Source organism: Mesorhizobium sp. W067, assembly GCF_054719525.1.
Genome location: NZ_JBTTII010000001.1, coordinates 3,864,083 through 3,888,269, shown reverse-complemented (window position 1 = coordinate 3,888,269; position 24,187 = coordinate 3,864,083). Strand labels below are relative to the sequence as shown.

At 62.7% G+C, this 24,187-nt stretch carries 18 protein-coding genes; 10 read left to right on the top strand and 8 right to left on the bottom strand.

Translation table 11 applies throughout. The features are described from left to right. Positions 1-2 precede the first annotated feature (2 nt). The 4 genes from ACYG97_RS18925 to mgrA all read left to right on the top strand — a co-directional run bounded on the left by ACYG97_RS18925 (position 3) and on the right by mgrA (position 4,225). On the top strand, positions 3-1,103 hold the full coding sequence (locus ACYG97_RS18925) for an ABC transporter ATP-binding protein (protein ID WP_023728557.1): 1,101 nt from the start codon (positions 3-5) through the stop codon (positions 1,101-1,103). A 117-nt stretch (positions 1,104-1,220) separates the two neighbouring features. Continuing rightward, positions 1,221-1,967: a sugar phosphate isomerase/epimerase family protein gene (locus ACYG97_RS18920; protein ID WP_023714133.1), complete on the top strand. Its 747-nt coding sequence runs from the start codon at positions 1,221-1,223 to the stop codon at positions 1,965-1,967. 11 nt (positions 1,968-1,978) lie between these two features. Further along, the gene (locus tag ACYG97_RS18915; protein WP_023714132.1) at positions 1,979-3,121 is read left to right on the top strand and encodes a Gfo/Idh/MocA family protein; all 1,143 of its coding nucleotides are present in this window, start codon (positions 1,979-1,981) and stop codon (positions 3,119-3,121) included. Between the two features lie 57 nt (positions 3,122-3,178). After that, entirely contained in the window at positions 3,179-4,225 is a 1,047-nt protein-coding gene (mgrA, locus tag ACYG97_RS18910; RefSeq protein ID WP_023683033.1) for an L-glyceraldehyde 3-phosphate reductase, read from the top strand. 80 nt (positions 4,226-4,305) lie between these two features. Here the strand turns inward: mgrA and ACYG97_RS18905 are convergent, their stop codons facing one another. Beyond that, entirely contained in the window at positions 4,306-5,397 is a 1,092-nt protein-coding gene (locus ACYG97_RS18905) for a S1 family serine peptidase (protein WP_023733609.1), read from the bottom strand. Positions 5,398-5,799: 402 nt separating this feature from the next. On the opposite strand from ACYG97_RS18905, the gene ACYG97_RS18900 reads away from it, so the two are divergent. Both ACYG97_RS18900 and ACYG97_RS18895 read left to right on the top strand, forming a co-directional pair. Next, positions 5,800-6,879, top strand: a complete 1,080-nt coding sequence (locus tag ACYG97_RS18900; protein ID WP_023733608.1) for a trypsin-like serine peptidase — start codon at positions 5,800-5,802, stop codon at positions 6,877-6,879. Between the two features lie 188 nt (positions 6,880-7,067). Beyond that, a complete protein-coding gene (locus tag ACYG97_RS18895) occupies positions 7,068-8,870 on the top strand; it encodes an MORN repeat-containing protein (protein ID WP_245260787.1) in 1,803 nt (600 codons plus the stop codon). 29 nt (positions 8,871-8,899) lie between these two features. Here the strand turns inward: ACYG97_RS18895 and amrB are convergent, their stop codons facing one another. From amrB to ACYG97_RS18870, 5 genes are all read right to left on the bottom strand, one after another. Further along, on the bottom strand, positions 8,900-10,618 hold the full coding sequence (amrB, locus tag ACYG97_RS18890; RefSeq protein WP_023733606.1) for an AmmeMemoRadiSam system protein B: 1,719 nt from the start codon (positions 10,616-10,618) through the stop codon (positions 8,900-8,902). 149 nt (positions 10,619-10,767) lie between these two features. Beyond that, positions 10,768-13,746 (bottom strand): caspase family protein, encoded by a 2,979-nt coding sequence (locus ACYG97_RS18885; protein WP_050590374.1) that lies wholly within the window; start codon positions 13,744-13,746, stop codon positions 10,768-10,770. Between the two features lie 57 nt (positions 13,747-13,803). Continuing rightward, positions 13,804-14,517 (bottom strand): DUF4760 domain-containing protein, encoded by a 714-nt coding sequence (locus ACYG97_RS18880; RefSeq protein ID WP_023733604.1) that lies wholly within the window; start codon positions 14,515-14,517, stop codon positions 13,804-13,806. Beyond that, on the bottom strand, positions 14,514-14,906 hold the full coding sequence (locus tag ACYG97_RS18875) for a hypothetical protein (protein WP_027049727.1): 393 nt from the start codon (positions 14,904-14,906) through the stop codon (positions 14,514-14,516). Before ACYG97_RS18875 ends, ACYG97_RS18880 begins: the two co-directional genes overlap by 4 nt. Before the next feature lie 89 nt (positions 14,907-14,995). Beyond that, complete coding sequence (locus ACYG97_RS18870; protein ID WP_023733603.1) at positions 14,996-17,215, bottom strand: caspase family protein; 2,220 nt, start codon at positions 17,213-17,215, stop codon at positions 14,996-14,998. A 295-nt stretch (positions 17,216-17,510) separates the two neighbouring features. Here ACYG97_RS18870 and ACYG97_RS18865 point away from each other — a divergent pair, with 295 nt between their 5' ends. Further along, positions 17,511-17,915 carry a Fur family transcriptional regulator gene (locus tag ACYG97_RS18865; protein ID WP_023669789.1) on the top strand — a complete coding sequence of 135 codons (405 nt, stop codon included), beginning with the start codon at positions 17,511-17,513 and terminating at the stop codon, positions 17,913-17,915. 8 nt (positions 17,916-17,923) lie between these two features. Here the strand turns inward: ACYG97_RS18865 and ACYG97_RS18860 are convergent, their stop codons facing one another. Both ACYG97_RS18860 and polA read right to left on the bottom strand, forming a co-directional pair. Beyond that, the gene (locus ACYG97_RS18860; RefSeq protein ID WP_023691986.1) at positions 17,924-18,412 is read right to left on the bottom strand and encodes a macro domain-containing protein; all 489 of its coding nucleotides are present in this window, start codon (positions 18,410-18,412) and stop codon (positions 17,924-17,926) included. Positions 18,413-18,419: 7 nt separating this feature from the next. Beyond that, entirely contained in the window at positions 18,420-21,347 is a 2,928-nt protein-coding gene (gene polA / locus ACYG97_RS18855; RefSeq protein WP_023733602.1) for a DNA polymerase I, read from the bottom strand. A gap of 444 nt (positions 21,348-21,791) precedes the next feature. Between polA and ACYG97_RS18850 the strand changes: the two genes are divergently transcribed. From ACYG97_RS18850 to ACYG97_RS18840, 3 genes are all read left to right on the top strand, one after another. After that, complete coding sequence (locus tag ACYG97_RS18850; protein ID WP_023733601.1) at positions 21,792-23,177, top strand: M20/M25/M40 family metallo-hydrolase; 1,386 nt, start codon at positions 21,792-21,794, stop codon at positions 23,175-23,177. 77 nt (positions 23,178-23,254) lie between these two features. Further along, positions 23,255-23,875 carry a ribonuclease D gene (locus ACYG97_RS18845; RefSeq protein WP_031262143.1) on the top strand — a complete coding sequence of 207 codons (621 nt, stop codon included), beginning with the start codon at positions 23,255-23,257 and terminating at the stop codon, positions 23,873-23,875. An 80-nt stretch (positions 23,876-23,955) separates the two neighbouring features. Further along, complete coding sequence (locus tag ACYG97_RS18840) at positions 23,956-24,162, top strand: hypothetical protein (RefSeq protein ID WP_023683046.1); 207 nt, start codon at positions 23,956-23,958, stop codon at positions 24,160-24,162. The last annotated feature ends 25 nt before the right edge of the window (positions 24,163-24,187 follow it).

The following is a 24,187-nucleotide window of genomic DNA, read 5'->3' as shown; positions in this document are numbered from 1 at the left end:
CGATGACGGCAGCCAACGGCACCAGCGTTTCGATCCAGGACCTGTCCCTGAACTTCGGCTCTGTATCGGTGCTGCAGACCCTCAATCTCGAGGTCGCAGAGGGCGAGTTCATCGTGCTGCTCGGTCCCTCGGGCTGCGGCAAGTCGACCTTGCTCAACTGCATCGCCGGGCTGCTCGATATTTCCGAAGGCCGCATCTTCATCAAGGGCAAGAACGTCACCTGGGAAGAGCCCAAGGATCGCGGCATCGGCATGGTGTTCCAGTCCTATGCGCTTTATCCGCAAATGACGGTGGAGAAGAACCTGTCGTTCGGCCTGCGCGTTGCCGGCGTGCCCAGGGACGAGATCGCCAAGCGCATCGCCCGCGCCGCCGAGATCCTGCAGATCGAGCCGCTTTTGCAGCGCAAGCCCGCGGCCTTGTCCGGCGGCCAACGCCAGCGCGTGGCGATCGGGCGGGCGCTGGTGCGCGACGTCGACGTCTTCCTGTTCGACGAGCCACTATCCAATCTCGACGCCAAGCTGCGCTCGGAACTGCGCGTCGAAATCAAGCTTCTGCATCGCAAGCTGCAGAACACCATGATCTACGTCACCCACGACCAGATCGAGGCGATGACGCTGGCCGACCGTATCGCGGTCATGCGCGGCGGCGTCATCCAGCAGCTTGACGCGCCGCAGACGATCTATAACCGGCCGGTCAACCGGTTTGTCGCCGGCTTCCTCGGCTCGCCGGCGATGAATTTCCTCGAAGGGGAGCTGGAGGCCAGTGCTGCTCCAGTGTTCAGGACCGACGGTGTTTCGGTGCCGCTCGATCGCTATACCTTTGACGGCACGGAGCGCCCGGCCGGCGCTTGCGTGCTGGGCATCCGGCCTGAACATATCGCTTTCGGTGACGCGGCGAAGTCGATGCCGTTTTCCGCCGGCGGTTCGGTCGAGATCGTGGAGCCGATGGGTTCCGACACGCTGGTGTGGACGAAGCTTGCCGGCCGCAACCTCTCCTTCCGCGTCGAGGCGGAACGGACGCTGCGCAGCGGCGATCCGATCCAGTTCGGTTTCGATCCGGCGCGCGCCTCGCTGTTCGACGCTGCGACCGGCAATCGCCTGTGACCCTCTAGAATCATCCGCAAACCATCCTCCCAAGAACGATCCCCCTAAAACGATCTCGCGAAAACGATCCCCCGAAACATCCCCAAGCCTTAACCACCCAAGAAACGGACAGAGACGATGAACTGGTCATTCCAACTCTACAGCGCCCGCAATTTCCAGCCGTGGGACGGCATCCTGAAAATGCTTGGTAAGCTCGGCTACAAGGAAGTCGAAGGTTTCGGCGGCGTCTATGACGACCCCAAGGCGTTCCGCGCCGAACTCGACAAGAACGGGCTTGCGATGCCGACCGGACATTTCTCGATCGATGCGCTGGAGAATGATTTCGACGGCGTACGCAAAACAGCCGACGCACTCGGCATCACGCTCGTCATCTGTCCCTATCTGCTGGCCGAGCAGCGGCCGGCCGACGCTGCCGGCTGGCGCGGCTTTGGCGAGCGTCTGGCCAAGGTCGGCGAGACCGCAAAAAAAGCCGGCTACGGCTTTGCCTGGCACAACCATGATTTCGAGTTCAAGACACTCGCCGACGGCTCGGTGCCGCAGGATCACATCCTGTCGGCTGCGCCCGACATCGGCTGGGAGATGGACGTCGCCTGGGTAGTCCGCGGCGGCGTTGATCCGCTGCCGTGGATCGAAAAGCACGGCAAGCGCATCAGCGCCGTCCATGTCAAGGACATGGCCAAGTCAGGCGAAGGCCTTGACGAGGACGGCTGGGCGGATGTCGGCCACGGCACCATCGACTGGGCCGGCCTGATCAAGACACTTCGGGCGAAGAGCGCGGCCAAATATTACGTCATGGAACAGGACAACCCCAACGACATCGAGCGCTTCGCCAGCCGCTCGCTCGCATCCGTCAAGGCTTACTAGGAACAATCATCATGGCAAAGAAACTGGGTATCGGCGTCATCGGCTGCGGCAACATCTCGAAAGCGTATTTCTCGCTGGCGCCGCTGTTTCGCGGCATCGAGATGCGCGCCTGCGCCGACATCAACATGGACGCGGCCAAGGCACGGGCGAAGGAGTTCAAGCTGCGCGCCGAGACCGTCGAAGAACTGCTCAAGGATGACGAGATCGACATCATCGTCAACCTCACCATCCCGGCGGTGCACTACGGGGTGTCGAAGCAGATCCTCGATGCCGGCAAGCACGTCTATTCGGAAAAGCCGTTCGTGCTGTCGGTCAAGGAAGGGCTCGACCTCAAGGGCCGGGCCGAGAAGAAAGGGCTGCGCATCGGTTCGGCTCCGGACACGTTCCTGGGCGGGGCGCACCAGCTGGTGCGCAACCTCATCGACACCGGCGCGCTCGGCAAGATCACCAGCGGCACCTGTCATGTGATGGGCCACGGCATGGAGCACTGGCACCCCAATCCCGATTTCTTCTTCCAGCCGGGCGCCGGGCCGGTGCTCGACATCGGGCCTTACTACATCACCAACCTGATCCAGCTGATCGGGCCGGTGAAGCAGGTGGCGGCCTTCGCGACGACGCCTGCCAAGGAACGCACGATCTCGTCGAAACCGCGCGCGGGCGAAAAAATCCCGGTCAACACGCCGACGACGATCCACGGCCTGCTGGAGTTCGAGAACGGCGCCGTGATCACGCTCAACACCAGCTGGGACGTCTGGGCGCATGGTCACGCGCCGATGGAACTCTATGGCGAGACGGGCACGGTGTTCGTGCCGGATCCGAATTTCTTCGGTGGCGACGTGCGCATAACCAAGGCGGCAAAACCGGTGAAGAAACTGCCGAAATGGCAGCATCCGTTCGGCGTGCCCAACGAAATGCACGGCCAGGGCATGATGGCCAACTACCGCACCGCAGGCCTTGCCGACATGGCGCTGGCGATCGCCGAGGGCCGGCCGCATCGTTGCTCGATGGAACTGGCGCTGCATGCCGTCGACGTCATGACCGGCCTGTTGCGGTCGGGCGAGACCGGCAAGTTCGTCGCCATGCAGACCAGCTGCGAGCGGCCGGCTGCACTCGGCGTCAAGGACGCAAAAGAACTGTTGGCGAAGCAGAAATGAGGTAGAAGGGTGTCGGCGCGCTCGCGCCGACACCCATACAATCCAGGATCTGTACCCATGCGCTGGCAGCCGGCTGAACACCGCTATGAGAAAATGCTCTACAACAGATGTGGGCGATCCGGCCTGAAACTGCCGGCGATCTCGCTCGGCCTGTGGCACAATTTCGGCAACGACACGCCGCACAAGACCAAGCAGGCGATCGCGCGCAAGGCCTTCGATCTCGGCATCACCCATTTCGATCTCGCCAACAATTACGGTCCGCCGCCGGGCTCGGCCGAGATCGCCTTCGGCGAGATATTGCGCACCGACTTCGCCAGCTATCGCGACGAGCTGATCATCTCGACCAAGGCCGGCTATGAGATGTGGGCAGGGCCTTACGGCGAATGGGGCAGCCGCAAATATGTGCTGGCGAGCCTCGACCAGAGCCTGAAGCGGATGGGGCTCGACTATGTCGACATCTTCTATTCGCACCGCTTCGATCCGGATACGCCGCTTGAGGAAACGATGGGCGCGCTCGACCATGCGGTGCGTTCCGGCAAGGCGCTCTATGCCGGCATCTCGTCCTACAATTCGCAGCGCACGCGCGAGGCGGCCGACATATTGAAGCAGCTCGGTACGCCCTGCATCATCCATCAGCCGAGCTATTCGATGCTCAACCGCTGGGTCGAAGAGGACGGACTGCTCGATACGCTGGAAGGGCTCGGTGTCGGATCGATCGTGTTCTCGCCGCTGGCGCAAGGCATGCTGACCGACAAATATCTCGGCGGCATCCCCGAGGGTAGCCGCGCCAGCCAAGGGAAGTCGCTGCGGCCCGCCTTCATCAACGAAAAGACCATCGCCAACATCCAGGCGCTGAACGCGATCGCCGGCAAGCGTGGCCAGACGCTGGCGCAGATGGCGCTAGCCTGGGTGCTGCGCAAGGGCCGGGTGACCTCGGCGCTGATCGGCGCCAGCCGGCCCGAACAGGTCGAGGACTGCGTCGGCGCGCTCAAGGTGCTCGAGTTCAGCGATGCCGAGCTCGCCGAAATCGACACTTACGCACGCGAGTCCGACATCAATCTGTGGGCGGCGTCGGCCGAGCGCAAGGGACCGCCACGGAAGTAAGCGGAACAGCCGGCACCGGACATGAATCAAAACGGCGGGAAAGATCCCGCCGTTTTGCGTTAATCAAGCTTCGGGCTCGTTCAGGGCTTCTTGGCCGTGCCGAGACCGGCCTTGGGGGCCGCCGCGGCTGCCGGAGCCGGGGTCTTCATCTTGGCTTCGATCCAACCGGTATAGTTGGCCAATCGCGTGTAGATGCCATAGGCATTCTTGTGGCCGCAAGCGGCGGTGCCGTCGGACGGACCTTCGCCCCAGGAGACGACGCCGACCTGGACCGGACCGCTGGCGCCGGTCATGAACAGCGGACCGCCGCTGTCGCCGTTGCAGGCGTCGCGTTCGCCGCTGTCGGTGCCGGCGCAGATCATGTTCTTGGTCAGCGGATCCGACATATCGGCGGCGATCGCATTGGCGGCGGCATCGATGCCCTTTTCCGAATAACGCATCCGGTGGGAGAGATCTCCAAGTGCCGCCTTCAGGTCATGCGCATAGATCGACTTGATGCCGCTGTTGCAGGCAGCGCTCGGCTCGAGATCGAGATCGGCCACCATCAGCGCGGTCGGGAAGGTGCCGTCCTGCATCTTGCCCCAGCCGATGACCGTGGTCTTGCCGCTGTCTGGCGTCGGCTCATTGGTGATCTTGATGACCGGCGCGTCGGCGGGCTCCGCCAGCCGGAGCAGGCCGAGATCATTGTCCAGCGTCTGTTCGCTGTAGCCCTCGTTGACGATAACCTCGACCACCTTGTAGCGCTTGCCTTCGGTAAGATCGGTGGCGCCGGTCAGCACGGTCACCGTGTCGGGCGAAATCGGCCGGCCCTTGTCGTTGAGGCAGTGCGCCGCCGTCAGCACCCATTGCGGAGCAATCAGGCTGCCGCCGCAGAATTGCGCGTTCGGCTGCGAGGCCGGGCTGGGGTCCAGCCGGGCGCTGGTCAGCAGCGCCACCTGGAACGGATAGGCCCCTTTGTCGGCTTCCTTGCCGCCATAGACGCGGTCGGCCCCGTCGGGATTCTCGGCCTTGGCCTTGTCCCGGGATTCGGCGACGCGCTGCATCGGCGAGACCGCCGCTTCCGGCCTGGCGGCGTCGTCGGCTGCATAGAGCGCGTTGACGGCGGGGAAAGCGGCCGCGATGCCCAGCAGCGATGCAGCGGCAAGCGGCCTGAACCGATGGATAATGTTCACCTTGAAACCCTCCTGAGATGAAAAATGCCGAGCCATGCCGCCATGACGCATAACCAACAGAAGCGGTACCGGTACCTCGATCGCCTTCTGCCAGAACGAACGACATCCGCGCGGTCATAAAACCGAAATACGACTTTTGCTAATCGTGCCCCATCGGGCAGAGCCCACCCAAACCCTATAGCCCCCCACGGGCTACGTGGAAGCGATTTGTCATTGCCAATGTTGGATTATTTTAGGCAGTATATCGACGCGGGTGCGTTTGGCGGAGGGCTTTAACGAGGCCGCCCGGACCGATGATCCGATACGGGCGGGTAACCAAACTAATTTTTTAACTCCACCACGATCTCGACAATATTTCTGTATTTTGCTCCACTCCTTGCTGACTTTTGGGAGAGTCTCACCATGACGAAACTGACAAGCACTATCATTGCGTCCGCACTGCTATCCACCGCACTGTGGACGATGCCTGCCTTCGCCGCCGATCCCGGCTCAGCGAATGCCGGCAATGGCGAAAGCATGCGCGATCTCGGAACGGGCGACTACCAGCCCGGCCGTGCAAAGCCGATCGCGCCGCCGAAACTGACCGAAGATGAAGCCAGCCGGGCAGCGCCGCTGACCGACGAGGGCACGGCGGTCAAATCCTATGGCATCGTCGGACGTTCCGCCGATGGCAAGGACATCAAGATCGATGCAGGCGAGACGCTGAAGGACCTTGTCATCAAGGAATTGAACGCGCCCGCCAACACACCGAACGCCGACAAGACCGGATTGACGGGCGGCGACGAAGCCGGCCGCCAGGTGTTCGGGGCCGACGATCGCGAGCAGATCAAGAACACCAAGACCTACCCGTTCACCGCGATCGGGTATATCGAAGGCAAAGCCAAGAGCGGTTATGGCAGCTGCTCGGGAACCCTGATCGGTCCGCGCACGGTGCTCACCGCCGCGCATTGCCTCTACAGCAATGAAGACAAGGCTTGGCTCGACGACGTCATCTTCGTGCCGTCGCTCAACGGCAACACCGCCGACGATGCACCGTTTGGCGCTTTCAGCTACGAGAGCGTCTATATCCTGCAGGGCTTCATCGACAATTATCAGGGTTACTACGGCTCGGTCATTCCGTGGGACCTCGGCATCATTACGCTGAAGCAGGATGTCGGCACCAATCTCGGCTGGCTGGGTTATGCCAACTATGAGAACCTCGGCGATTTCACCGCCAACATCGTTGGCTACCCCGGCGACAAGCCGATGGGTACGATGTGGAAGGCGACCTGCGAAGTGAAAGCCGAAAACATCGGCGCGGAGTATTTCCAGTACGACTGCGACACCTATCCGGGGTCGAGCGGCAGCTCGGTCTACGCCTATGACAATGGCGCCAAGCAGCGCGTCGTCACCGGCGTGAACGTGGCCGAAAGCCCCAACGCCAACACAGCGGTGCGCCTGAACGCTGCCAACGTGGCGTGGATCAACAGCCTGTACAAATAAGGCCCGATCTTTCGCCGGCAAACAGCGGCGAGAAACAGCATTAGCAAACCGGCGGCGGGACGTTCCTGCCGCCGGTTTTTTTGTATCGGAACACCTCTCTTGCACTGTGTTACAGCGGTGCTTACGCTAGGCGATCCAAGGGGTTGGGTAAGATGGCGCGGGCAAGAATGATCTTCGGAGTCAAAGCGATGGCGGCTGCATCCATGCTGGCCGCACTGACATGCTTTTCCGCTATGGCCGATCAAGGCGGTGCCACACCCGATGGCGCCTGGGCCGAGCGGGTGCAAATCCTCTATAAAAGCGAAACACGTTCGGTGCTGCGCAAGAATGTACGGGTCTGGGATTCCCACCCGGAATTGGGTCTTGATTTCACCTGGGAGCCGGCAGCCGGCGTGTCGCCGGACCGCACCGTCGCAGCCGACGGCACCGTCAACGGCAAGGGCAGGCTGGTCTGGCGCGTACGCGGCTCGGCGAGCTATGACCCCAAGACGATCTATTCCAGCTATTTCGGCGAGATCAGGAATGGCCGCCCCGAAGGACAAGGCCGGCTGGAGCTGCGTTCAGGCGAGATTCTCGACGGCCGTTGGGTCGCCGGCCAGCTCTACGGCCATGCGATCCATGTCGATGCCGACGGCAATCGCTATGAAGGGCAATTCAGGGCCGGTGTGCCGAATGGCGAGGGCAGGCTGGAGACGAAGACAGGCGAGATATTCGTCGGCTCTTTTGCCGATGGGCTGAAGGACGGCAAGGGCCGCACCCGGCTGTCCGGCGGCACCGTCTACTGGTCGCAATGGGCGATGGGCAAGGAGATCGGCGGTGCGCGCCCCGACGTGCTGGCCGATGCCAGAGTGGGCGGGTTGCTCAAGGCGCAGACCGGCGGCGGTTCCGCCGACAAGGTCGAGATCGGCATTGCCGTCGACCAGCGCATGACGCAGCAGGCCGACATGCAGTACCAGCATCTGGTGCGCGACGAAGACATCGCGATCTATCCGGTGTCGGACCAGTACAACGATGCCTGGAACGGCACCGGAGAGATTCGTACCGGCAATGTCTATGAAGGCATGGACTGGGAGACGGCGCCGGCCTTCGCCGAAGTCGACCTCAAGACCACCGACCGGTCGAGGGTCAAGATCGACAGCCTGGAAATGAAGGTGGCCGCGAGCGAGGCCTACCGCAAGCCGATGCTGTCGATCAGCGAGCACTATGGCTGCGTCGGCTTCCGCCCCGACTTCTCGATCGTCAACAATGGCTGGGGCGACGTGAAAGACATGAAGATGTCGATCCAGTTCACCAGGACCGACGAGGAGGACAACGCGACCGGCGAGCCGAGCCGCATGTTCACGAAGGACATCGGCACTTTCGGCGATGGCGTCGACGTCTCGATCAAGGACGTGCTGACTGAAGCCGGCGTCGACACAACCACGCTCGAGACCGAGCGCTTCACCTGCCCGTCAAGGGACAGCCTGGATGTCTGCCGCGCCCAGGTGGCCAACAAGGTCAAGTTCGGCGACGTTGCCGATTACATCAGCGGCAGCGTCGAGAAAATGAGCGTGACCGGGATTGGCAAGCTCGATTATTCCTGGGCGGACGATCAGGGCGCTGTCTACCAGCAGAGCGAGCCGTTTCGCGTCATCGTCTCGCTGGTCAGCATCGAGGTCCCAGAATCGCTCGCCGAATGCGGCGATGGCGGCGGCGCGTCGCCCGAAGCGCTGCGCTACCAGAACATCGAATTTCCGATCGGCAAGACCGATTACAGCATCCCCATGCCGGTGCGCGGCAACAAGAATCTCAGCGCCTACACGGCACGGCTGAAAATGTGGTCGTCAATGTCGTCGATCCATCGCTTCAGCATCGCCGCCCATTTCGCCGATGGCAGCACACGCGAGAGCAAGCCGGCCACGTTCTTCTATTTCAGGCCGAAGCAGTCGCTGTTCGAAACCAGCACCAAGCCGGCGGTCTGCTATCTGCCGGAAGATCTGCAAGGCTGTTGAGGTCCTGTCACGTCCTTTCGGGAATCGCGTCATTTCGAGCCCATCTCGAAAAAATTGGGCAGCGGGATCAGCCGGGCAAAGATCGTGCCTTGGCTGAACACCCTGAGTTCTAGCATCGACCCGGACGATCGTTCGGCTTTCTGGTCGAACAGGAAATTGCCGAGCGAATAGATCTCCGCAACATCGCCGCCGCCGAGCGGCAGGATCGCCTCGCTCGATACATGTGGATGACCGCCGACGATTGCCGTGACGCCGCGCAGCCGCATCTGGTCGGCAAGCATCTCCTCGCGCGGCGACGGCTCCGTCTTGTACTCGCGGCCCCAATGGACGAAGGCAATCACCGGCCGCTCGGCATTGTCGTGCAGCAGCCGGTCGAGCAAAGCAGGCGTCAGAAGGTCGGTGTTCCTGGAGCCGTTGGTATCGATGTCGGTCAGCCCGACCAGGTCGAGATCGGCAAGCGCCAGCGTCTCGCCCTGCCCGAAATGGGCGATGCCGGCCGCATCGTGTGCGGCCAGCGTCTCGGCATAGCCTGACGGGCCGAGGTCGTAGGCGTGATTGTTGGCGAGGCTGACAGCGGCGACATGCAATTTCTTGAGCATGTCGATGGCGAGGTCTGCGGGCATGGCCAGCGTCATGTCGTCGATCGCCTCAGGGACGTTGGGCAGGATCACGCCTTCGAGATTGACGATCAGCGGCCGCGAGCGGGTCAGGGCCAGCACGCTTTCGACGATCTTCTCGGCAACACCGTCGCGGACCAGGATCTTCTTCATGGCGCGGGCGAAATTCACGTCGCCCGCGAAATAGTAGAGCTTGTCGTCGGGACGGGCAGGATTGTTGAAGCCGGGGCCGAAGGCGCCGAACAGCGCCACGACATAGCTGGTGGTGCGCTCGACATAGTCGCTTGAATGCGCCTGCGAGTTCTCGTTGGCGACGACCAGCGGCGCAGCACCGAACAGTTCGCGCTGCAGCCTGGTCTGGATATAGAGCGCACCGACCGAATCGGCGTGATCCGGCTGGCGCAGCGCCGCGATGCCGTCGAGCGACCCGGCGGCGAGCATGTTCAGCGTCTGCTGGTCGAAACGCCTGGCTTCGTGCTGCGGCAGATAGTGGGAGAAATCGGTGGATTCGACGATCAGCGTGTCCTTGTCGACGATCGCTTTCAGCGCCTGCGCCAGCCGGTCCCAGTCGGCTCGCTTGGCTTTGACCGACATCGCCACCGGCACGATTTCAGCTTCGGGGAAATAGTGATGCAGGAAAGGCAGCATCGCCTGCACGCCATGCTCCCTGGCGAACAGGCAGGAGTCTTCGACCATGTCGCGGTTCGCTTCCAGAAGGTGCACGGCTTCCGTGTCGGCCTGGACTGGACCGAGCACTGTTTCAAAACCGCGCGGCGTCGTGGCGAAGAGTTTCTGCGTCTCGTGGAAATGGTCCGGCGACAGGATGACGATGCGCTTGTAGCGGAAGCCGGACGCGGCGTGGAAACCGAGTGCGACGAGATCTGCGACGAGCAGGTGGTGGGGGACTGTGATGCCGGTGAGGCGTTGGTTGGACGGCTCGATTCTGGCGACGGCGGCGATGGCGTCGGTGAAGAGTGTGGGGTCGGAGTAGAAGGACGGGAAGTTTGTGTCGCCGGGCGGGCAGGTGATGGGGGCGGCAGACGCTTGAAGCACTGAGAGGATAAGCAAGGCGGTGGCAAAGACCAGAATGCTGGTCCGTGCCCAGGCACCCCCCGCTGTCCTGCCGGACATCTCCCCCGCAAGGGGGGAGATTGGATGTCGCCTCGACTTTCGCCAATCATCAACCTTGAAAATAGATCTCCAGCAATGAAGAGACTGATCTCCCCCCTTGCGGGGGAGATGGCCGGCAGGCCAGAGGTGGGTGCCTGGGTGCCGACCTCTCACGGCTCAGCCAGCACAATGTTCTCCACGCCGCCGACATAGTAGAACGGCTTCTGCTTGGACGCGGTCAGCCGCAGCACTTCGCGCGAAATGTAGTCGGCGAGGCCGAACAGCGTCACGCCGCCGTCGGAGGTCTTGGCCCGGCCGCGCAGGCCTTCGAGGATCGAATAGGTGAAGACGCCATGGCCGAGCTCGGGCAGTTCGGCGGCGGTGTTGTTGGCAGCGGTGGCCGAGAAGACGACGATGCGTGCGTCCTGCGCGTCTTTTTCCAGGCGCGGGTTGAAGGCGTTGGCGGCGTGGCAGGTGTCGAGCAGCATGAAGCGCATGCCCTTGGCCCGCTCAACCGATTTCTGGATGTCGCCCCAGTCGACCAGCGAGGAGCGCTTCCAGCGGTCGGGATCCTGTTTGCGGCCGTCCGTGGGGATGAAATAATAGTCTTCGTCGATGTTGATGCCGTGACCGGCGACGAAAATGATGGTGGTGTCGTTCTCGCCGGGTTTGTCGAGGAAGTCGGCGAGCTGGTCGTCGATGGTGTCGGAATCCGGTTCCAGGATGGTGTCGGCGCTGGCGACCTTGAACACGTCCTTGCCGGAATCGGGCGCCTCATCCAGCGCTTCGCGGTTGACCAGAACCAGCGTCTCCATCGCCGAAAACAAGGGCGCGGATTTCTGCGAGATCACCTTGAGGAATTCGGTGGCGTCATCGACGGGATAGCGCAGATCGCAGGCGTGGCCGGCGCATGCATCGGTGAGGAAAGGATATTTGTCGACGCCGATCACGGCGACGTAGAGCTTGCCCTTGTTGGCGGGCTTTTCGGTTTTCCTGCCAAGTGCTGTGACACTGCGCTCGGTCAGATAGCCGAACTCGTTGGTGCCGGTGATGCGAATGGTATTTTCGCCATTCTCGACCGGCACTTCGACGATGGTGCTCTTGCCGCCATCGGCCGAGCGCGCCGTGACATTGCCGACATTGCGGCTGTTCGACAGGATCGAAAATCCGGCGACATCGGCGCCGGCTTCCTGCGCGCCCGAAATCTCGACGGCGACATAGCCCTCGCGGACGTTGCTCTGGTCGGCGGCAAGCTTGATGCCGAATTCCGGCGGTTTGCGCTCGAGCAGCTTTTCCAGCTGGCGGTCGACGCCGGGGCGCATTTCCTGGACCGCCTGTTCGGCGCTGCGCAGGATGATGGCCCGGCGCACCATTTCCGGGCTCCAGAGATATTTCTTCAGCTGGCCGGCGCTGATGAAACGCCCTTCGTGGTCGCGGCCCTGATTGACGTGCCAGCCGATCAACTTGTCGCCATCGGCGGAGGAATAATAGTAGCCCTGCGGCATCCAGGCGATCCATTCGGAGCCGGCGAAGAACATCGACACGATCAGTTTGTGTGTCTTCAAATTCCACAGCCGCACGGTCTGGTCAGCGCTGCCGGTGACCAACAGCCCTTCCTTCTCGGCGGCAACCATGGCGTTGATCTCGCCGGTGTGGCCGGTGAATTCACCCGATACCTCGGCGGTCGCGGTTTTGTATTCCAACAGCGTGCCGTCGCTGCCGCTGGTGATCAGGCCAAGCCCATTGCCGATCAGCGTGTAAGCCGAATGGACGAAGCCATTGGTGGCGGAATTCTCGATGCTGTGCATCACCTTTCCGCCGCTCGCGATTTCGAGCACGGCATTCTCCAGGCCGTCCTTGCCGCCGGGGGCAGCACGGAGCGACCACTCACCCTCTGCGAGTGCCGCGCGGGCATAGGCGCCCTGTTCCGCAAACGCCACCGGGTCCTCGAAGAACCGCTCGGCCGTCGGTAGCGCCAGCACCTTGTCCAGCGTGCCCTGCAGCTCGGGACAGGACACGCGTTCAGGGCAGGGGTTGGTGTTGCCCCAAGCGATGGAGCTGCTCGCCGCATCGATCCCGATCGCCGTCACCGGTTCGCCGACCCCTTGCAGCAGCGCATTGCGCTCGCCGGTCATGGGGTTCCAGACCTGGATGGCGTTGCGGGTGCCGCCGGCTGTCGCCACCAGCGAGCCGTCGGCATTGCCGGCGCCAGCAAAGACCGTGCCGTCATGGCCGTTATAGTCGAGCAGTTGCTCGCCGCTGTCGGTATTCCAGACCACCGAGCGATGCTTGTCGGCGCAGCGATAGCTGCATGACGCCACAAGCCCCGAACCCGTCGCGAAGCTCAGAGCGCCGATCTGGAAATCCTGCTTCGGCATGGCGCGGACGAATTTGCCGTCGCTGGCCCGCCAGAGCTGGACGTCACCGTCCTTGCTGCCAGTGGCAAACAGGCTGCCATCCAATGACACGGCGAGTGCGGCGACGCCGACATCCCGCAGCGGTTCGGCCTCGGCCGGCAAGGCGATTTCCTCAGCCTTGGCCACATCCCAGAGCCTTATGCCATTGTCGGTGGTCGCTGCCGCCAGCCGGGTTCCCGCAGCGGCGAAGGCGAGCTTTTCCACACGCCAGGAATCGGCATCGAGTTTTTCCGCCAGCGTCCAGCCCGACGCGGATTTGTCGTCCGCCCGCCAGAGGTAGACGAAACCATCGCCACCGCCGGCGGCGAGCGTGTTTCCGTCGGGTGAAAAGGCGACATCATAGATGGCATAGTCAGCGGCCTTGAGCACGGTTTTGATCTTGCCGGTGGTGAAATCGAACAGCCTGACATCGCCATAAGGGGGCTCGTCGCCGATGCCGGCGCCGAAATAACCGCCGGCGGCGATCGTCTCGCCATCCGGCGACACGGCAATCGCAAAGACCTTGCCGTCATTGCCATTGCCAAGATAGCCGCGGATGGTGCGGAGCGTCACCCCGCTCTGCCAGTCCCAGATGCGGATGGTCTTGTCGTCAGATGCGGAGACCAGTTCCTCGCCGTCCGGCGTGAAGGCAAGGTCGGTGACCCTGGCGCTGTGGCCGCCGGTGTTGAGATCGAGATGGAAATCGAGGTCCTCGGCACGGGCGACCGACGCCAGCGCCAGAAGACCGAGCATGACCAGCCACCGGAAAGCACGCAGGGCATGGGAGCTGACCGGCACCTTGTTGCGCCGCTATTTGGAGTCGGCGGACGGCGGCGACCCGTGACGCACATAATTCTCGATCGCCTGGGCATAATTGGCGGAACCGGCCTTGCGTTCTTTTTCGATGTAGCCGGCAAAATAGCTCCAGAACGACACCGCATAGTCGCGGAAATAGGCATCGGCGACATCGCGCGAACAGAGCTTGCCCTCAACGCAGATGGAGAGACGATTGAGGAAATAGACGATGCGATCAAAATTGTCGTTGAAATCGGCGATCGGCATGGTGCCGCCGCCGGCAGTCATCGCCTCGATGCCAATGCGTTGCCGGAAGACCTGTTCCTCGGTCGGCGACGGCGTGGCGCTGAGCAGATTGTCGTATTTGGCGTTGAGCGACGACAGGCGCTCCTTGAGCGCGCGCTGCGCCTGCTGAAAATCCTTGCTTTCCCAAAGCTCGACCAGCGACATCGTCTGCTCGACGCGCTTCTGTTCCTGGTTTGCGAGAAACTGGAAGACCGAGAAGGCCAGGGTGAAGACGATCGCCAGGCGCACGGCGAGACCCGACCAGGCATAGATCAGCATGCGCCAGTCGCGGTCGGTGAACGGGTTGGCTTCCTTCTTGATCTCGTGACTGCTCGGCCACGGAAAGCCTTCGGTGGTTTCGGGCAAGGTCGCCGGCTTCTTGGCCGGCGGAGGCGCCGATGTGACCGGCGATTTCTGCGTTGCAGTGCCCCCCGGCTTTTTCATCCGCAGCTGTCCAGTTGGATGATGGCGGTGGGATCGAGCACGATGCCGGGTGTCTCTAGCTTCTTTTTCAGGCAATCGAGCTGCGTGCGCGAAATCATGAACTGCACGTCCGGTTCGGCAGCCGCCTTGCTGGGTGACGGCAAGGGCTCGACCACGCCGCGCGAGGCGCAGCTGGAGAGATCGACGACAACGGCCGTGTTGCCGGTCTTGGCGATCTGGTCGTACTGGTCGAGAAAGCAGGTGGCGAGCTCGGAATTGGTGACGATCTGCTTGGCGCACAGGCCGCAATTCTCGTCCGCCGAGGCGCTGGCAACCAGCAACAGGCTGCCGGCAAGGCCGACCGTCGCTGCACGCCAGGAGAGCACGGGGATAGTCACTGATGTCCTCATCTGTTGCATCCAGCCGCGGCGCATAGAAGTGTCGCGAGCCGGGAATGTTCCTATATCACGCCGGCAAGAGCCGGCGAAGCGATGTCAGGTCAGGCGCGGGGCACCGTCTCCATCGGGAAGATCATCACCGCGCCTTTGGGACCGCTCTTGTCGGCAAGCCGCATCACCGAGCGCGTCGCCGGCGCCATGCCGATGTCGGCCAGCATGTCGGAAAAACCAGGCGTTCCCGATGCGGCACGCGTCACGGCGCGCACGCCTTCCTGGGCAAGAAAGCTCAGATCCTCTTTCTCGCTCTGCGGCGGCGCCTCGGTCAGCACGGCAATCATGCGCTCCATGCCGAAGCTGGTGTCGGTGAAGGCGAGCAGCCCTTCCTTCAGGCCCTGATCGGCCTGCTCGTTGATCGGCGCCAGCCGCTCGGCGACGATATGGGTGATCGAATAGTCGCTGCCGATGTAGAGCACGTTGATGTCGACGAACTCGTCGGACTCGTTCTTGGCCGCAATGTGTACCTGATCGCCCGGCGAAACGCGCGGCACCGTCGAGGATTCGATCGGCTCCAGCACATCGCTGTCCTGGCGCTTGATCAGGAACTGGACGCTGACCTCGTCCGGCCGGTAGTCGGACGCCGCGGCGAGCCGCGACAGGCCGGTGGCGCGGAAGATCGTGGTCAGGTTCTTGGCTGTGTTTTCCGCAAGCTTGTCGCGGCCATCCTGATGGATGACGATGCGCGGCGGCTTGCTGCCGTCCTTCAAGCTGATGTCGCCGGACGCCGGCAGGAACCACAGCGCCGGTTCGTCGCTGGCGTTGGCGGCAGCGCCGTCCATGGATTTTTCGCGCAGCACCGCAAGCCGCAGATCGGCGCTCTTGCCGGGCTCGACCAGCGCGATGTGAAAGCCGGACTTCGGCTTCGCCACCAATTCGTCCAGAACCGAATTGACCAGCTCGGTTTCTTTTTCGAGCCCTGCGGTCGGCGCCGGCTTTGCCACCAGCAGCTTGTAGTCGACTGCGAGTTCGGCAACGCGCGCATAGGCGCCGGCGGGCACCGCCGTCGGCGCAAGCGCCGGCTTGCCGTCGAATTCGACGGGTGCGAGCTGGCTTTCGAGGTTTTTTGCCGATTTCACTTCGAGATAGCCGACGGCGTCGGAGAGCTTCGACAGCGCCGAAGGCAAAATGGCGAGCTTGCTGCCGGGGGTCAGACCCTGCAGCAGCCCGGCGCCGATCGCGGCATCGCCGTCCTTGACGGCAATCGGCCATTGCATGACGGCGTCGGTCTTGTCGGTGCCGAACACGCGGGCGTCCAGTTCGCCCTCGAACAGGGGCGTCGGCCTTGTGCGGCCGTCGGCCGAATATTGCTGCAGCACGGCCTGGCCGAGCTGGCGATAGGTGACGTTGGGGTTCTCGGCCAATTTCGACAGGATCGTGAAGGTGAACAGGCCGAAGCGCGGCGCGTCGGGCGTGCCCTTGGGCAGCGGCATTTCCGGCGTCGTCTCGACCGTTTGCGCGGCATAGAAGGCGACCAGCTTGCCCCTGGCGATCGGCTCTGCGCCGGTCGGCGTCAGGTTGAAGGCCGGCTTGCGGCCGCCATTCTCGTCGAAACCGCGCGATGCGCTTGCCGAGATGTCGTCATAGGCCTTCACCGCGGCTGCTCTCGCCGCGTCGTCGCCGCCGACGAGGTCGGCGAACTCGACCTTGCGCTCCAGTTCGTCATCGACTTCCGCGGCGCGCGTCGCGGTGCCGGAATGGCAGCAGTCGAACACCACCCAGACAAAGGCGCCTTTGTCGCGGATGGCGTCGAGTGCGGCGCCGACCTCGTTGTCGACCAGCGCGTTCGGCACGCCCTCTTCGCGGTTGATCCATTTGTCGATATCGGACGGCAGGAAAATCTCGTCGAGGCCGTCGGTCTCGTCACCGGCCTTGGCTTGCGGCTGCTGGGCGCCGTGGCCCGACAGATGCAGATAGACGAAATCGTCGCGTTGCACCTTGCCGGCGAGGTCGGCAAGAGCGGCCTTGATCGCCGCATGCGTCGGCGGGCCGTTGGCGCCTTCGACGTCCTTGGCGAGCAGGATCACGTTCTCGGCCGAGAACTTCACCGGATCGGGCGTGTTCTTCAGGAGATAGTCGTGCACCAGGCCGGCATCGTTCTTCGGCCCGATCAGCCAGTTCTTCTGCGGCAGGTTCGGATAGTCGGTGCAGGCAACCAGCAGCGCGTGATAGGTGCGCGAGGCGGCGAGGGCACGGAACGAAACCGTACCGGCAACCACAAGCGCCGACGTGCCGACGAGCAGCGTCCGTCGTGTCAGTTTGATCATAATTGCTTCCCCAAGCCCGATCGAATTTGCAAGTGCGGCACCTTTCGTCGCGAATTTTGTCAGTATTTTGAATGTGGTCGGTGCCGTCAATCGGCGGTGGTGGTCATGGTGTCGATGGCGATAACGGAAACAGTGGCAAAAAGCCTGCTTCATCGCTATCTCAAGGGAATTGAGACCGTCGCATGGCAGAAATGATTTGCGAGCGGCGCTGGATCAAACAGGTAGAACATGATGTCGTCCGAGAACCGCTCCACACTTTTCGGCATCATGCTCTAAACGATCGGAAAACGGGATCATGGCGGCAAGGGATGTGCTGACGAAGAATCAGCTGAGCGTGCTCGAAAAGCTCGAGGCCGCCAGCGGACCGCTCAGCGCCTATACGCTTCTCGACCAGCTGCGCGAGCGCGGTTTCCGCGCGCCGCTACAGGTTTACCGGGCGCTCGACAGCCTGGTGAAGTCAGGCTTCGTGCACCGGTTGGAAAGCCTCAACTCCTTCGTCGCCTGCGCCGAACCGCACGACCATACGCATTCGATGACAGCCTTCGCTATCTGCGACACATGCGGGCAGGTGATGGAGATGTCCGACCATGACGTCGACCATCGGCTGGACGAATGGGTGCGCTCGACCGGGTTTGCCGCCAAGAAGGCGGTGATCGAGTTTCGAGGGACGTGTGCCAAGTGCCTGGCTGAGGCGGCTTAGCTTGCTTCCTACTTGAGCCGAGGCGGTGCGCTATTCTCGAATTCGTTCAAGAATGTCTCATAGACGACGTACCGCGTAGGCCCAGGTGTTAGCTGCTCCATAAGCAGGGGTTTCACCTCGTCGAGCCAAGATAATTTGCCAAGGCCAGACCCGATTTTTGGCAAGGCGATGGATTCTACCCGGTTTTTGTCGGCCCATTTCACAAGCCCGCGAACTGCTTTCCGTAAATAGGGAAGCGTGGCGTGATACATATCTGGCTGGGTTGCCAGATAAATGAAGCCCGGCTGATTGCCGTCTGGCTCCAATGTCCAGATATGACCGCCAATAAACCTGCCGGTCCGAGCATATTTCTTGAAGGCAGCCTGCACATTCGGCCACTTTTTCGAAATCTTCAGCGCAAGTCCGGTGCCAAGGCCCTCTTGATTGCCCTCTGCCACGCCTTGAGCGATATAGCTTTCCTGGGCGGCCAGCAGGTCTCCGGTGACAAAGACAATCATCGCACCTTCAATGCGCCTCGTCCCAGTTGTTCGCTGCGCGGGCATCGACATGCAGCGGCACCGACATCGAGATGGCCGGCATCGGCGCGTTCTCCATCACCCTGCGCACCACGGGGATCGTCGCCTCGACTTCCGCTTCAACCGTCTCGAAGATCAATTCGTCATGCACCTGCAAGAGCATGCGGGCGGACAGGCCGGCCTTTTCCAGCGCCTCGTCCATATGCACCATGGCGCGGCGGATGATATCGGCAGCGGTGCCTTGCAGCCTGGCGTTGATCGAGGCGCGCTCGTTGAAGGCACGGATCGACGGGTTTGACGACCGGATCTCAGGATAGTGGATGCGGCGGCCGAAGATGGTTTCGACGAAGCCATGCTCGCGGGCATAGGCTTTTGTTGCCTCGATATAGTCGCGGATGCCGGGGAAACGCTCGAAGTATTTCTTGATGTAGGCGCCGGCCTCCTCGCGCGGGATCGACAGCTGGTTGGCCAGCCCAAAGGCCGAGATGCCGTAGATGATGCCGAAATTGATTGCCTTGGCGCGGCGGCGCACTTCGGAAGGCATGCCTTCGACCGGCACGTTGAACATTTCCGAGGCGGTGATGGCGTGGATGTCGGCGCCATCGGCGAAGGCCTGCTTCAACTGCGGGATCTCGGCGACGTGGGCAAGCACGCGCAGTTCGATCTGGCTGTAGTCGGCCGAGACCAGTTTCTGGCCCTTGTCGGCGATGAAGGCCGTCCTGATCTTGCGTCCCTCCGCGGTGCGCACCGGGATGTTCTGCAGATTGGGATCGGAGGAGGACAGCCGGCCCGTCGTCGTTGCGGCCAGCGCATACGATGTGTGCACGCGCCTGGTGTCGGGATGGATGAAGCCGGGCAGCGCGTCGGTGTAGGTCGATTTCAGCTTGGTCAGCTGACGCCAGTCGACGATCTTGCGCGGCAGTTCGTGGCCTTCGGCGGCGAGGTCTTCCAGAAGCTGCGCGGAGGTCGACCATTGCCCGGTCTTGGTCTTGGAGCCGCCGGGCAGGCCCATGCGGCCGAACAGGATGTCGCCGAGTTGCTTTGGCGACCCGATGTTGATGCGCTCGCCGACAAGGCCGTAGATTTCCTCTTCCAACCGTGCGGCGCCTTGCGCCAGCTCGCCGGAGAGCCGCGACAGGATCTGGCGGTCGACTGAGATGCCGCGCTGTTCCATCCGCGCCAGCACCGGCACCAGCGGCCGTTCCAGCCGCTCATAGACCGAAACCAGGCCCTTGGCGGCAAGTCGCGGCTTCAGCACCTGCCATAGCCGCAACGCTACGTCGGCATGGCCGGCGGCGTAGGCGGTCGCCCGGTCGATGTCGACCTGCTCGAACCCGACCGAGCTTCTGCCGGAACCGGCGAGATCCTTGAGCGGCGTCGTGGCATGGCCGAGCCATTTGTCGGCAAGCGAGGACAAAGTGTGGTGGCCGGTGCCGGCGTCGAGCACATAGGAAATCAACATCGTGTCGTCGAAGGGTGCGATATCGATGCCGTGGCGGCTCATGACGACGATGTCGTATTTGGCGTCCTGGGCGATTTTGAGCACCGATTTGTCTTCCAGCAACGGCTTCAGCAGCGCCAGCGCCTCGCGGACCGGAATCTGGTTCTCCAGCGTGCCGCCGCCGAGCAGGTCGCCGGCGCCGCTCTTGTGGGCGAGCGGCACATAGGCGGCGCGGCCGGGGCCGATCGCGAGGGAGAAACCGATGAGGTCGGCCAGCATCGGATCGGAAGACGTGGTTTCGGTGTCGAAGGCGACGGTTCCGGTCTCCTTGGCTTGGGCCAGCCAGGTCTTGAGCGTCGCCGTGTCGCGGATGGCGACATAGGCGGCGGGATCGATTTTGGCCGCAGCGGCCGTTTCCAGGCGAAGTGCGGCAAGCAGCGAAGGGGCGTCGCCGGCCCTGGCGGTTTCGGTTTTGGCTTCATCCTGTGTTGCCGCAGGCGCCGCTATGCCGGAACCGACATCGGGGCCGTGCGCGGTGTCGGCGCGCTCGACGGTGACGGCGACAGCCTGCACATCGCCGGCTTCGGTGCTGGTCGCTTCAGCAACGCGCCGGGTCAGCGAGGTGAATTCCATGGTTTTGAGAAAGCCGATCAGCTTCGGCCCATCCGGCGCATGCAGCACGAAATCGTCGAGCCCGTCTGTCACCGGCACGTCGTTCTTCAGCGTCACCAGCTGGCGCGATATGCGCGCCTTGTCGGCATTGGCGATGATGGATTCGCGCCTCTTGTCCTGCTTGATCTCGCTGGCCCGGGCGAGCAGCCCGTCAAGGTCGCCGAACTGTTCCAGAAGCTGCGCCGCCGTTTTCGGCCCGATGCCGGGTACGCCCGGCACATTGTCGACGGAGTCGCCGGTCAGCGCCTGCAGGTCTATCATCTTTTCCGGCGGCACGCCCCATTTCTCGATGACTTCGGGGATGCCGATCTGGCGGTCCTTCATCGGGTCGTACATGCCGACCGTGGGTCCGACCAGCTGCATCAGATCCTTGTCAGAGGAGATGATAGTGGTGTCGCCGCCGGCCTCGCACGCCAGCCTGGCATAAGTGGCGATGAGGTCGTCGGCCTCGTAGCCTTCGATCTCGATGCAAGGCAGGTTGAAGGCCACGGTTGCCTGGCGGATCAGACCGAATTGCGGGATCAGGTCTTCGGGCGGTGCGTTGCGGTTGGCCTTGTATTCCGGGTAAAGATCATTGCGGAAGGTTTTCGACGAATAATCGAAAATGACCGCTAAATGCGTCGGCACGATGCCTACATCGGTGTTGCGGGCGTCCTGCATCAGCTTCCACAACATGTTGCAGAAGCCGGAGACCGCGCCGACCGGCAGCCCATCGGATTTGCGGGTCAGCGGCGGCAGCGCATGATAGGCGCGAAAGATGTAGCCGGAGCCGTCGATAAGGAAGAGATGGTCGCCTTTTTTCATGCCGGCAGGGATAGCGCGGCAGGACGGCGCGGTCCATGGCAAAGGCGGGCTTCCAACAGGTGTTGCGGCGACATGCTGACAGAGCCTGCCTGCCGATAGGTCCTGCTGCTGTTTGCCTCGGCGCTCACGGCTATGTTACAAAAGTGTAATTTTTGTGCCCTTGAAACGCCACGATCCGAGACACAAATAAAGGTTATCGGCAGTTTTCGCCGAGTCCGGAGCAAGGCCCGTCCCCCGCCTATCCCGGACAATTGCGGCAGCCTATCCCCCCTCTCCGGGCTGCCGCATCGTTTCGAGTAAAAGACCGCCGTGGTTCCCCTCCACCACGGCGGTTCTTTTTTGCCTTCTGACAGGTGTTTACGGTCCGTGGTCCAACGATCGCGGGCTTTTCGTTTTGATGCGCTGCCTTTACGGTCCCGGCACCGAAAAGAAAGGCCCGCAGTAATGTCCACCATTTCCTCCGTCCTCGACCGTCTCGACAAAAATCTCGACCAGAGCCTGGAGCGCCTGTTCGGCCTGCTCCGCATCAAGTCGATCTCCACTGATTCAGACTATGCCGCCGACTGCCGCAAGGCCGCCGAATGGCTGGTGGCGGACCTCAAGCTGATCGGCTTCGACGCTTCGGTGCGCGACACGCCGGGACACCCGATGGTGGTTGCGCACCATGAAGGCCCCGCCGGTTCGCCGCATGTGCTGTTTTACGGCCATTACGACGTGCAGCCGGTCGATCCGATCGAGCTTTGGGAGAACGACCCGTTTGCGCCGGCGGTCAATGAGATCGAGCCCGGTCACAAGGTAATCACCGGCCGCGGCTCGGCCGACGACAAGGGGCAGCTGATGACCTTCGTCGAGGCCTGCCGCGCCTGGAAGCAGGTGCATGGCAATCTGCCCTGCCGCATCACCATCCTGTTCGAGGGCGAGGAGGAGTCCGGTTCGCCGTCGCTGAAGCCGTTCCTCGAGGCCAATGCCGATGAGCTGAAGGCCGATTTCGCGCTGGTCTGCGACACCGGCATGTGGGACCGCGAGACGCCGTCGATCTGCGTTTCGCTGCGCGGAATGGTCGGCGAGGAGGTCACCGTCAAGGCCGCCGATCGCGACCTGCATTCGGGCCTCTATGGCGGCGCCGCCGCCAACCCGATCCGCATCCTGGCGAAAATCCTCGCCGACATCCATGACGAGAACGGCCACATCACCATTCCCGGCTTCTATGACGGGGTCGAGGAGACGCCGTCGCAGATCCTGAAATCCTGGGAGACATTGGGCGAGACAGCCGAGATCTTCCTCGGACCGATCGGCCTGTCGATCCCGTCGGGCGAAAAAGGCCGCTCGGTGATGGAACTGACCTGGGCGCGGCCGACGGCCGAGTTCAACGGCATCATCGGCGGCTATACCGGCAAGGGGTTCAAGACGGTGATCGCGGCGGAAGCGTCGTCCAAAATCTCCTTCCGCCTCGTCCACAAGCAGGACCCCGAGAAGATCCGCGCGGCTTTCCGGAAATTCGTCAAGGCGCGCATTCCCGGGGACTGTTCGGTCGAATTCCACCCGCATGGCGGCGGGCCGGCAATTCAGCTTTCCTACGACTCGCCATTCCTGGCCAAGGCCAAGACTGCGCTGTCGGATGAATGGCCGAAGCCAGCGGTGACGACGGGCAGCGGCGGCTCGATACCGGTGGTCGGCGACTTCCAGACCTATCTCGGCATGGAATCGCTGCTGGTCGGGTTCGGCCTCGACGACGACCGCATCCACTCGCCCAACGAGAAATACGAGCTGACCTCCTTCCACAAGGGCCAGCGCTCCTGGGCGCGCATTCTCGATGCGCTGACGCGCTGAGGAGGCTGGGAAGTTTTCTTGTTGATTTTTCAGCGGATCGCGGCGAGGACGAGTTACGCCGCGATCCGGAGAAAACCATGCCCGACATCCGCTTCCACAAGAACGATCTGCCCGACCTCGCCCACTACAATGTCGACGCGGTGGCCATCGATACCGAGACGCTGGGGTTGAACCCGCACCGCGACCGGCTGTGCGTGGTGCAGATCTCGCCCGGCAATGGCTCGGCCGACGTGATCCAGATCGCGCCCGGCCAGAAGAAAGCGCCGAACCTCGTCAGCCTGCTCCGCAACCGCGGCATATCGAAACTGTTCCACTACGGCCGTTTCGACCTCGCCGTGCTCTACAACGCCTTCGGCGTCATGCCGGAGCCGGTGTTCTGCACCAAGATCGCCTCGCGGCTGACCCGCACCTATACCGACCGGCACGGCTTGAAGGACATCTGCTTCGAACTGCTTGGCGTCGGCCTGTCGAAGGCGCAGCAATCGTCGGACTGGGCGGCCGAGACCCTGTCGCCCGAACAGCTCGAATATGCCGCTTCCGACGTTCTCTATCTGCACCGTCTGCGCGAGGTGCTGGCTGGACGCCTGGCGCGGGACGGGCGCACCAAGGAAGCCGACGCCTGCTTCCGCTTCCTGCCGACGCGTGCCAAGCTCGATTTGATGGGTTGGGACGAAGAGGATATTTTTGCCCACAGCTGATGGCCTTCGGATAACGCTTCCGGCAGCCTTGCAACCAGACACGCGTCGTGGCGTTCTGTCGACTCAATGAGGGGGATGACGTGGCAGACCGCAAACCGATAGCGACCGCCCCGACGGATGGATCCAAGGTCACTGTTCTGTGGAAGGACGGCGCCGGCGTCGTCAGCGAATCCGTCGGGCAATATCGCGACGGCGCCTGGTGGGTCTACACCGACAGCGATACCCAGAAAAAGGTCGACCCGACCAGCTGGCGGCCAGTCTCCAGCGACGATGACGACGATCAATGAGCGCCGCTGGCGGGTGCAACTGCTT

What these genes read in the sequence shown, in the direction of transcription:
- mgrA (WP_023683033.1), top strand. Translation starts at nt 3,179, where the DNA reads ATGCGCTGGCAGCCGGCTGAACACCGCTATGAGAAAATGCTCTACAAC.
- ACYG97_RS18880 (WP_023733604.1), bottom strand. Translation starts at nt 14,517, where the DNA reads ATGAAAAAGCCGGGGGGCACTGCAACGCAGAAATCGCCGGTCACATCG.
- ACYG97_RS18920 (WP_023714133.1), top strand. Translation starts at nt 1,221, where the DNA reads ATGAACTGGTCATTCCAACTCTACAGCGCCCGCAATTTCCAGCCGTGG.
- amrB (WP_023733606.1), bottom strand. Translation starts at nt 10,618, where the DNA reads ATGTCCGGCAGGACAGCGGGGGGTGCCTGGGCACGGACCAGCATTCTG.
- ACYG97_RS18845 (WP_031262143.1), top strand. Translation starts at nt 23,255, where the DNA reads ATGCCCGACATCCGCTTCCACAAGAACGATCTGCCCGACCTCGCCCAC.
- ACYG97_RS18870 (WP_023733603.1), bottom strand. Translation starts at nt 17,215, where the DNA reads ATGATCAAACTGACACGACGGACGCTGCTCGTCGGCACGTCGGCGCTT.
- ACYG97_RS18860 (WP_023691986.1), bottom strand. Translation starts at nt 18,412, where the DNA reads ATGATTGTCTTTGTCACCGGAGACCTGCTGGCCGCCCAGGAAAGCTAT.
- ACYG97_RS18875 (WP_027049727.1), bottom strand. Translation starts at nt 14,906, where the DNA reads ATGAGGACATCAGTGACTATCCCCGTGCTCTCCTGGCGTGCAGCGACG.
- ACYG97_RS18885 (WP_050590374.1), bottom strand. Translation starts at nt 13,746, where the DNA reads ATGCTCGGTCTTCTGGCGCTGGCGTCGGTCGCCCGTGCCGAGGACCTC.
- ACYG97_RS18915 (WP_023714132.1), top strand. Translation starts at nt 1,979, where the DNA reads ATGGCAAAGAAACTGGGTATCGGCGTCATCGGCTGCGGCAACATCTCG.
- ACYG97_RS18850 (WP_023733601.1), top strand. Translation starts at nt 21,792, where the DNA reads ATGTCCACCATTTCCTCCGTCCTCGACCGTCTCGACAAAAATCTCGAC.
- ACYG97_RS18895 (WP_245260787.1), top strand. Translation starts at nt 7,068, where the DNA reads ATGGCGGCTGCATCCATGCTGGCCGCACTGACATGCTTTTCCGCTATG.
- ACYG97_RS18900 (WP_023733608.1), top strand. Translation starts at nt 5,800, where the DNA reads ATGACGAAACTGACAAGCACTATCATTGCGTCCGCACTGCTATCCACC.
- ACYG97_RS18925 (WP_023728557.1), top strand. Translation starts at nt 3, where the DNA reads ATGACGGCAGCCAACGGCACCAGCGTTTCGATCCAGGACCTGTCCCTG.
- ACYG97_RS18865 (WP_023669789.1), top strand. Translation starts at nt 17,511, where the DNA reads ATGGCGGCAAGGGATGTGCTGACGAAGAATCAGCTGAGCGTGCTCGAA.
- polA (WP_023733602.1), bottom strand. Translation starts at nt 21,347, where the DNA reads ATGAAAAAAGGCGACCATCTCTTCCTTATCGACGGCTCCGGCTACATC.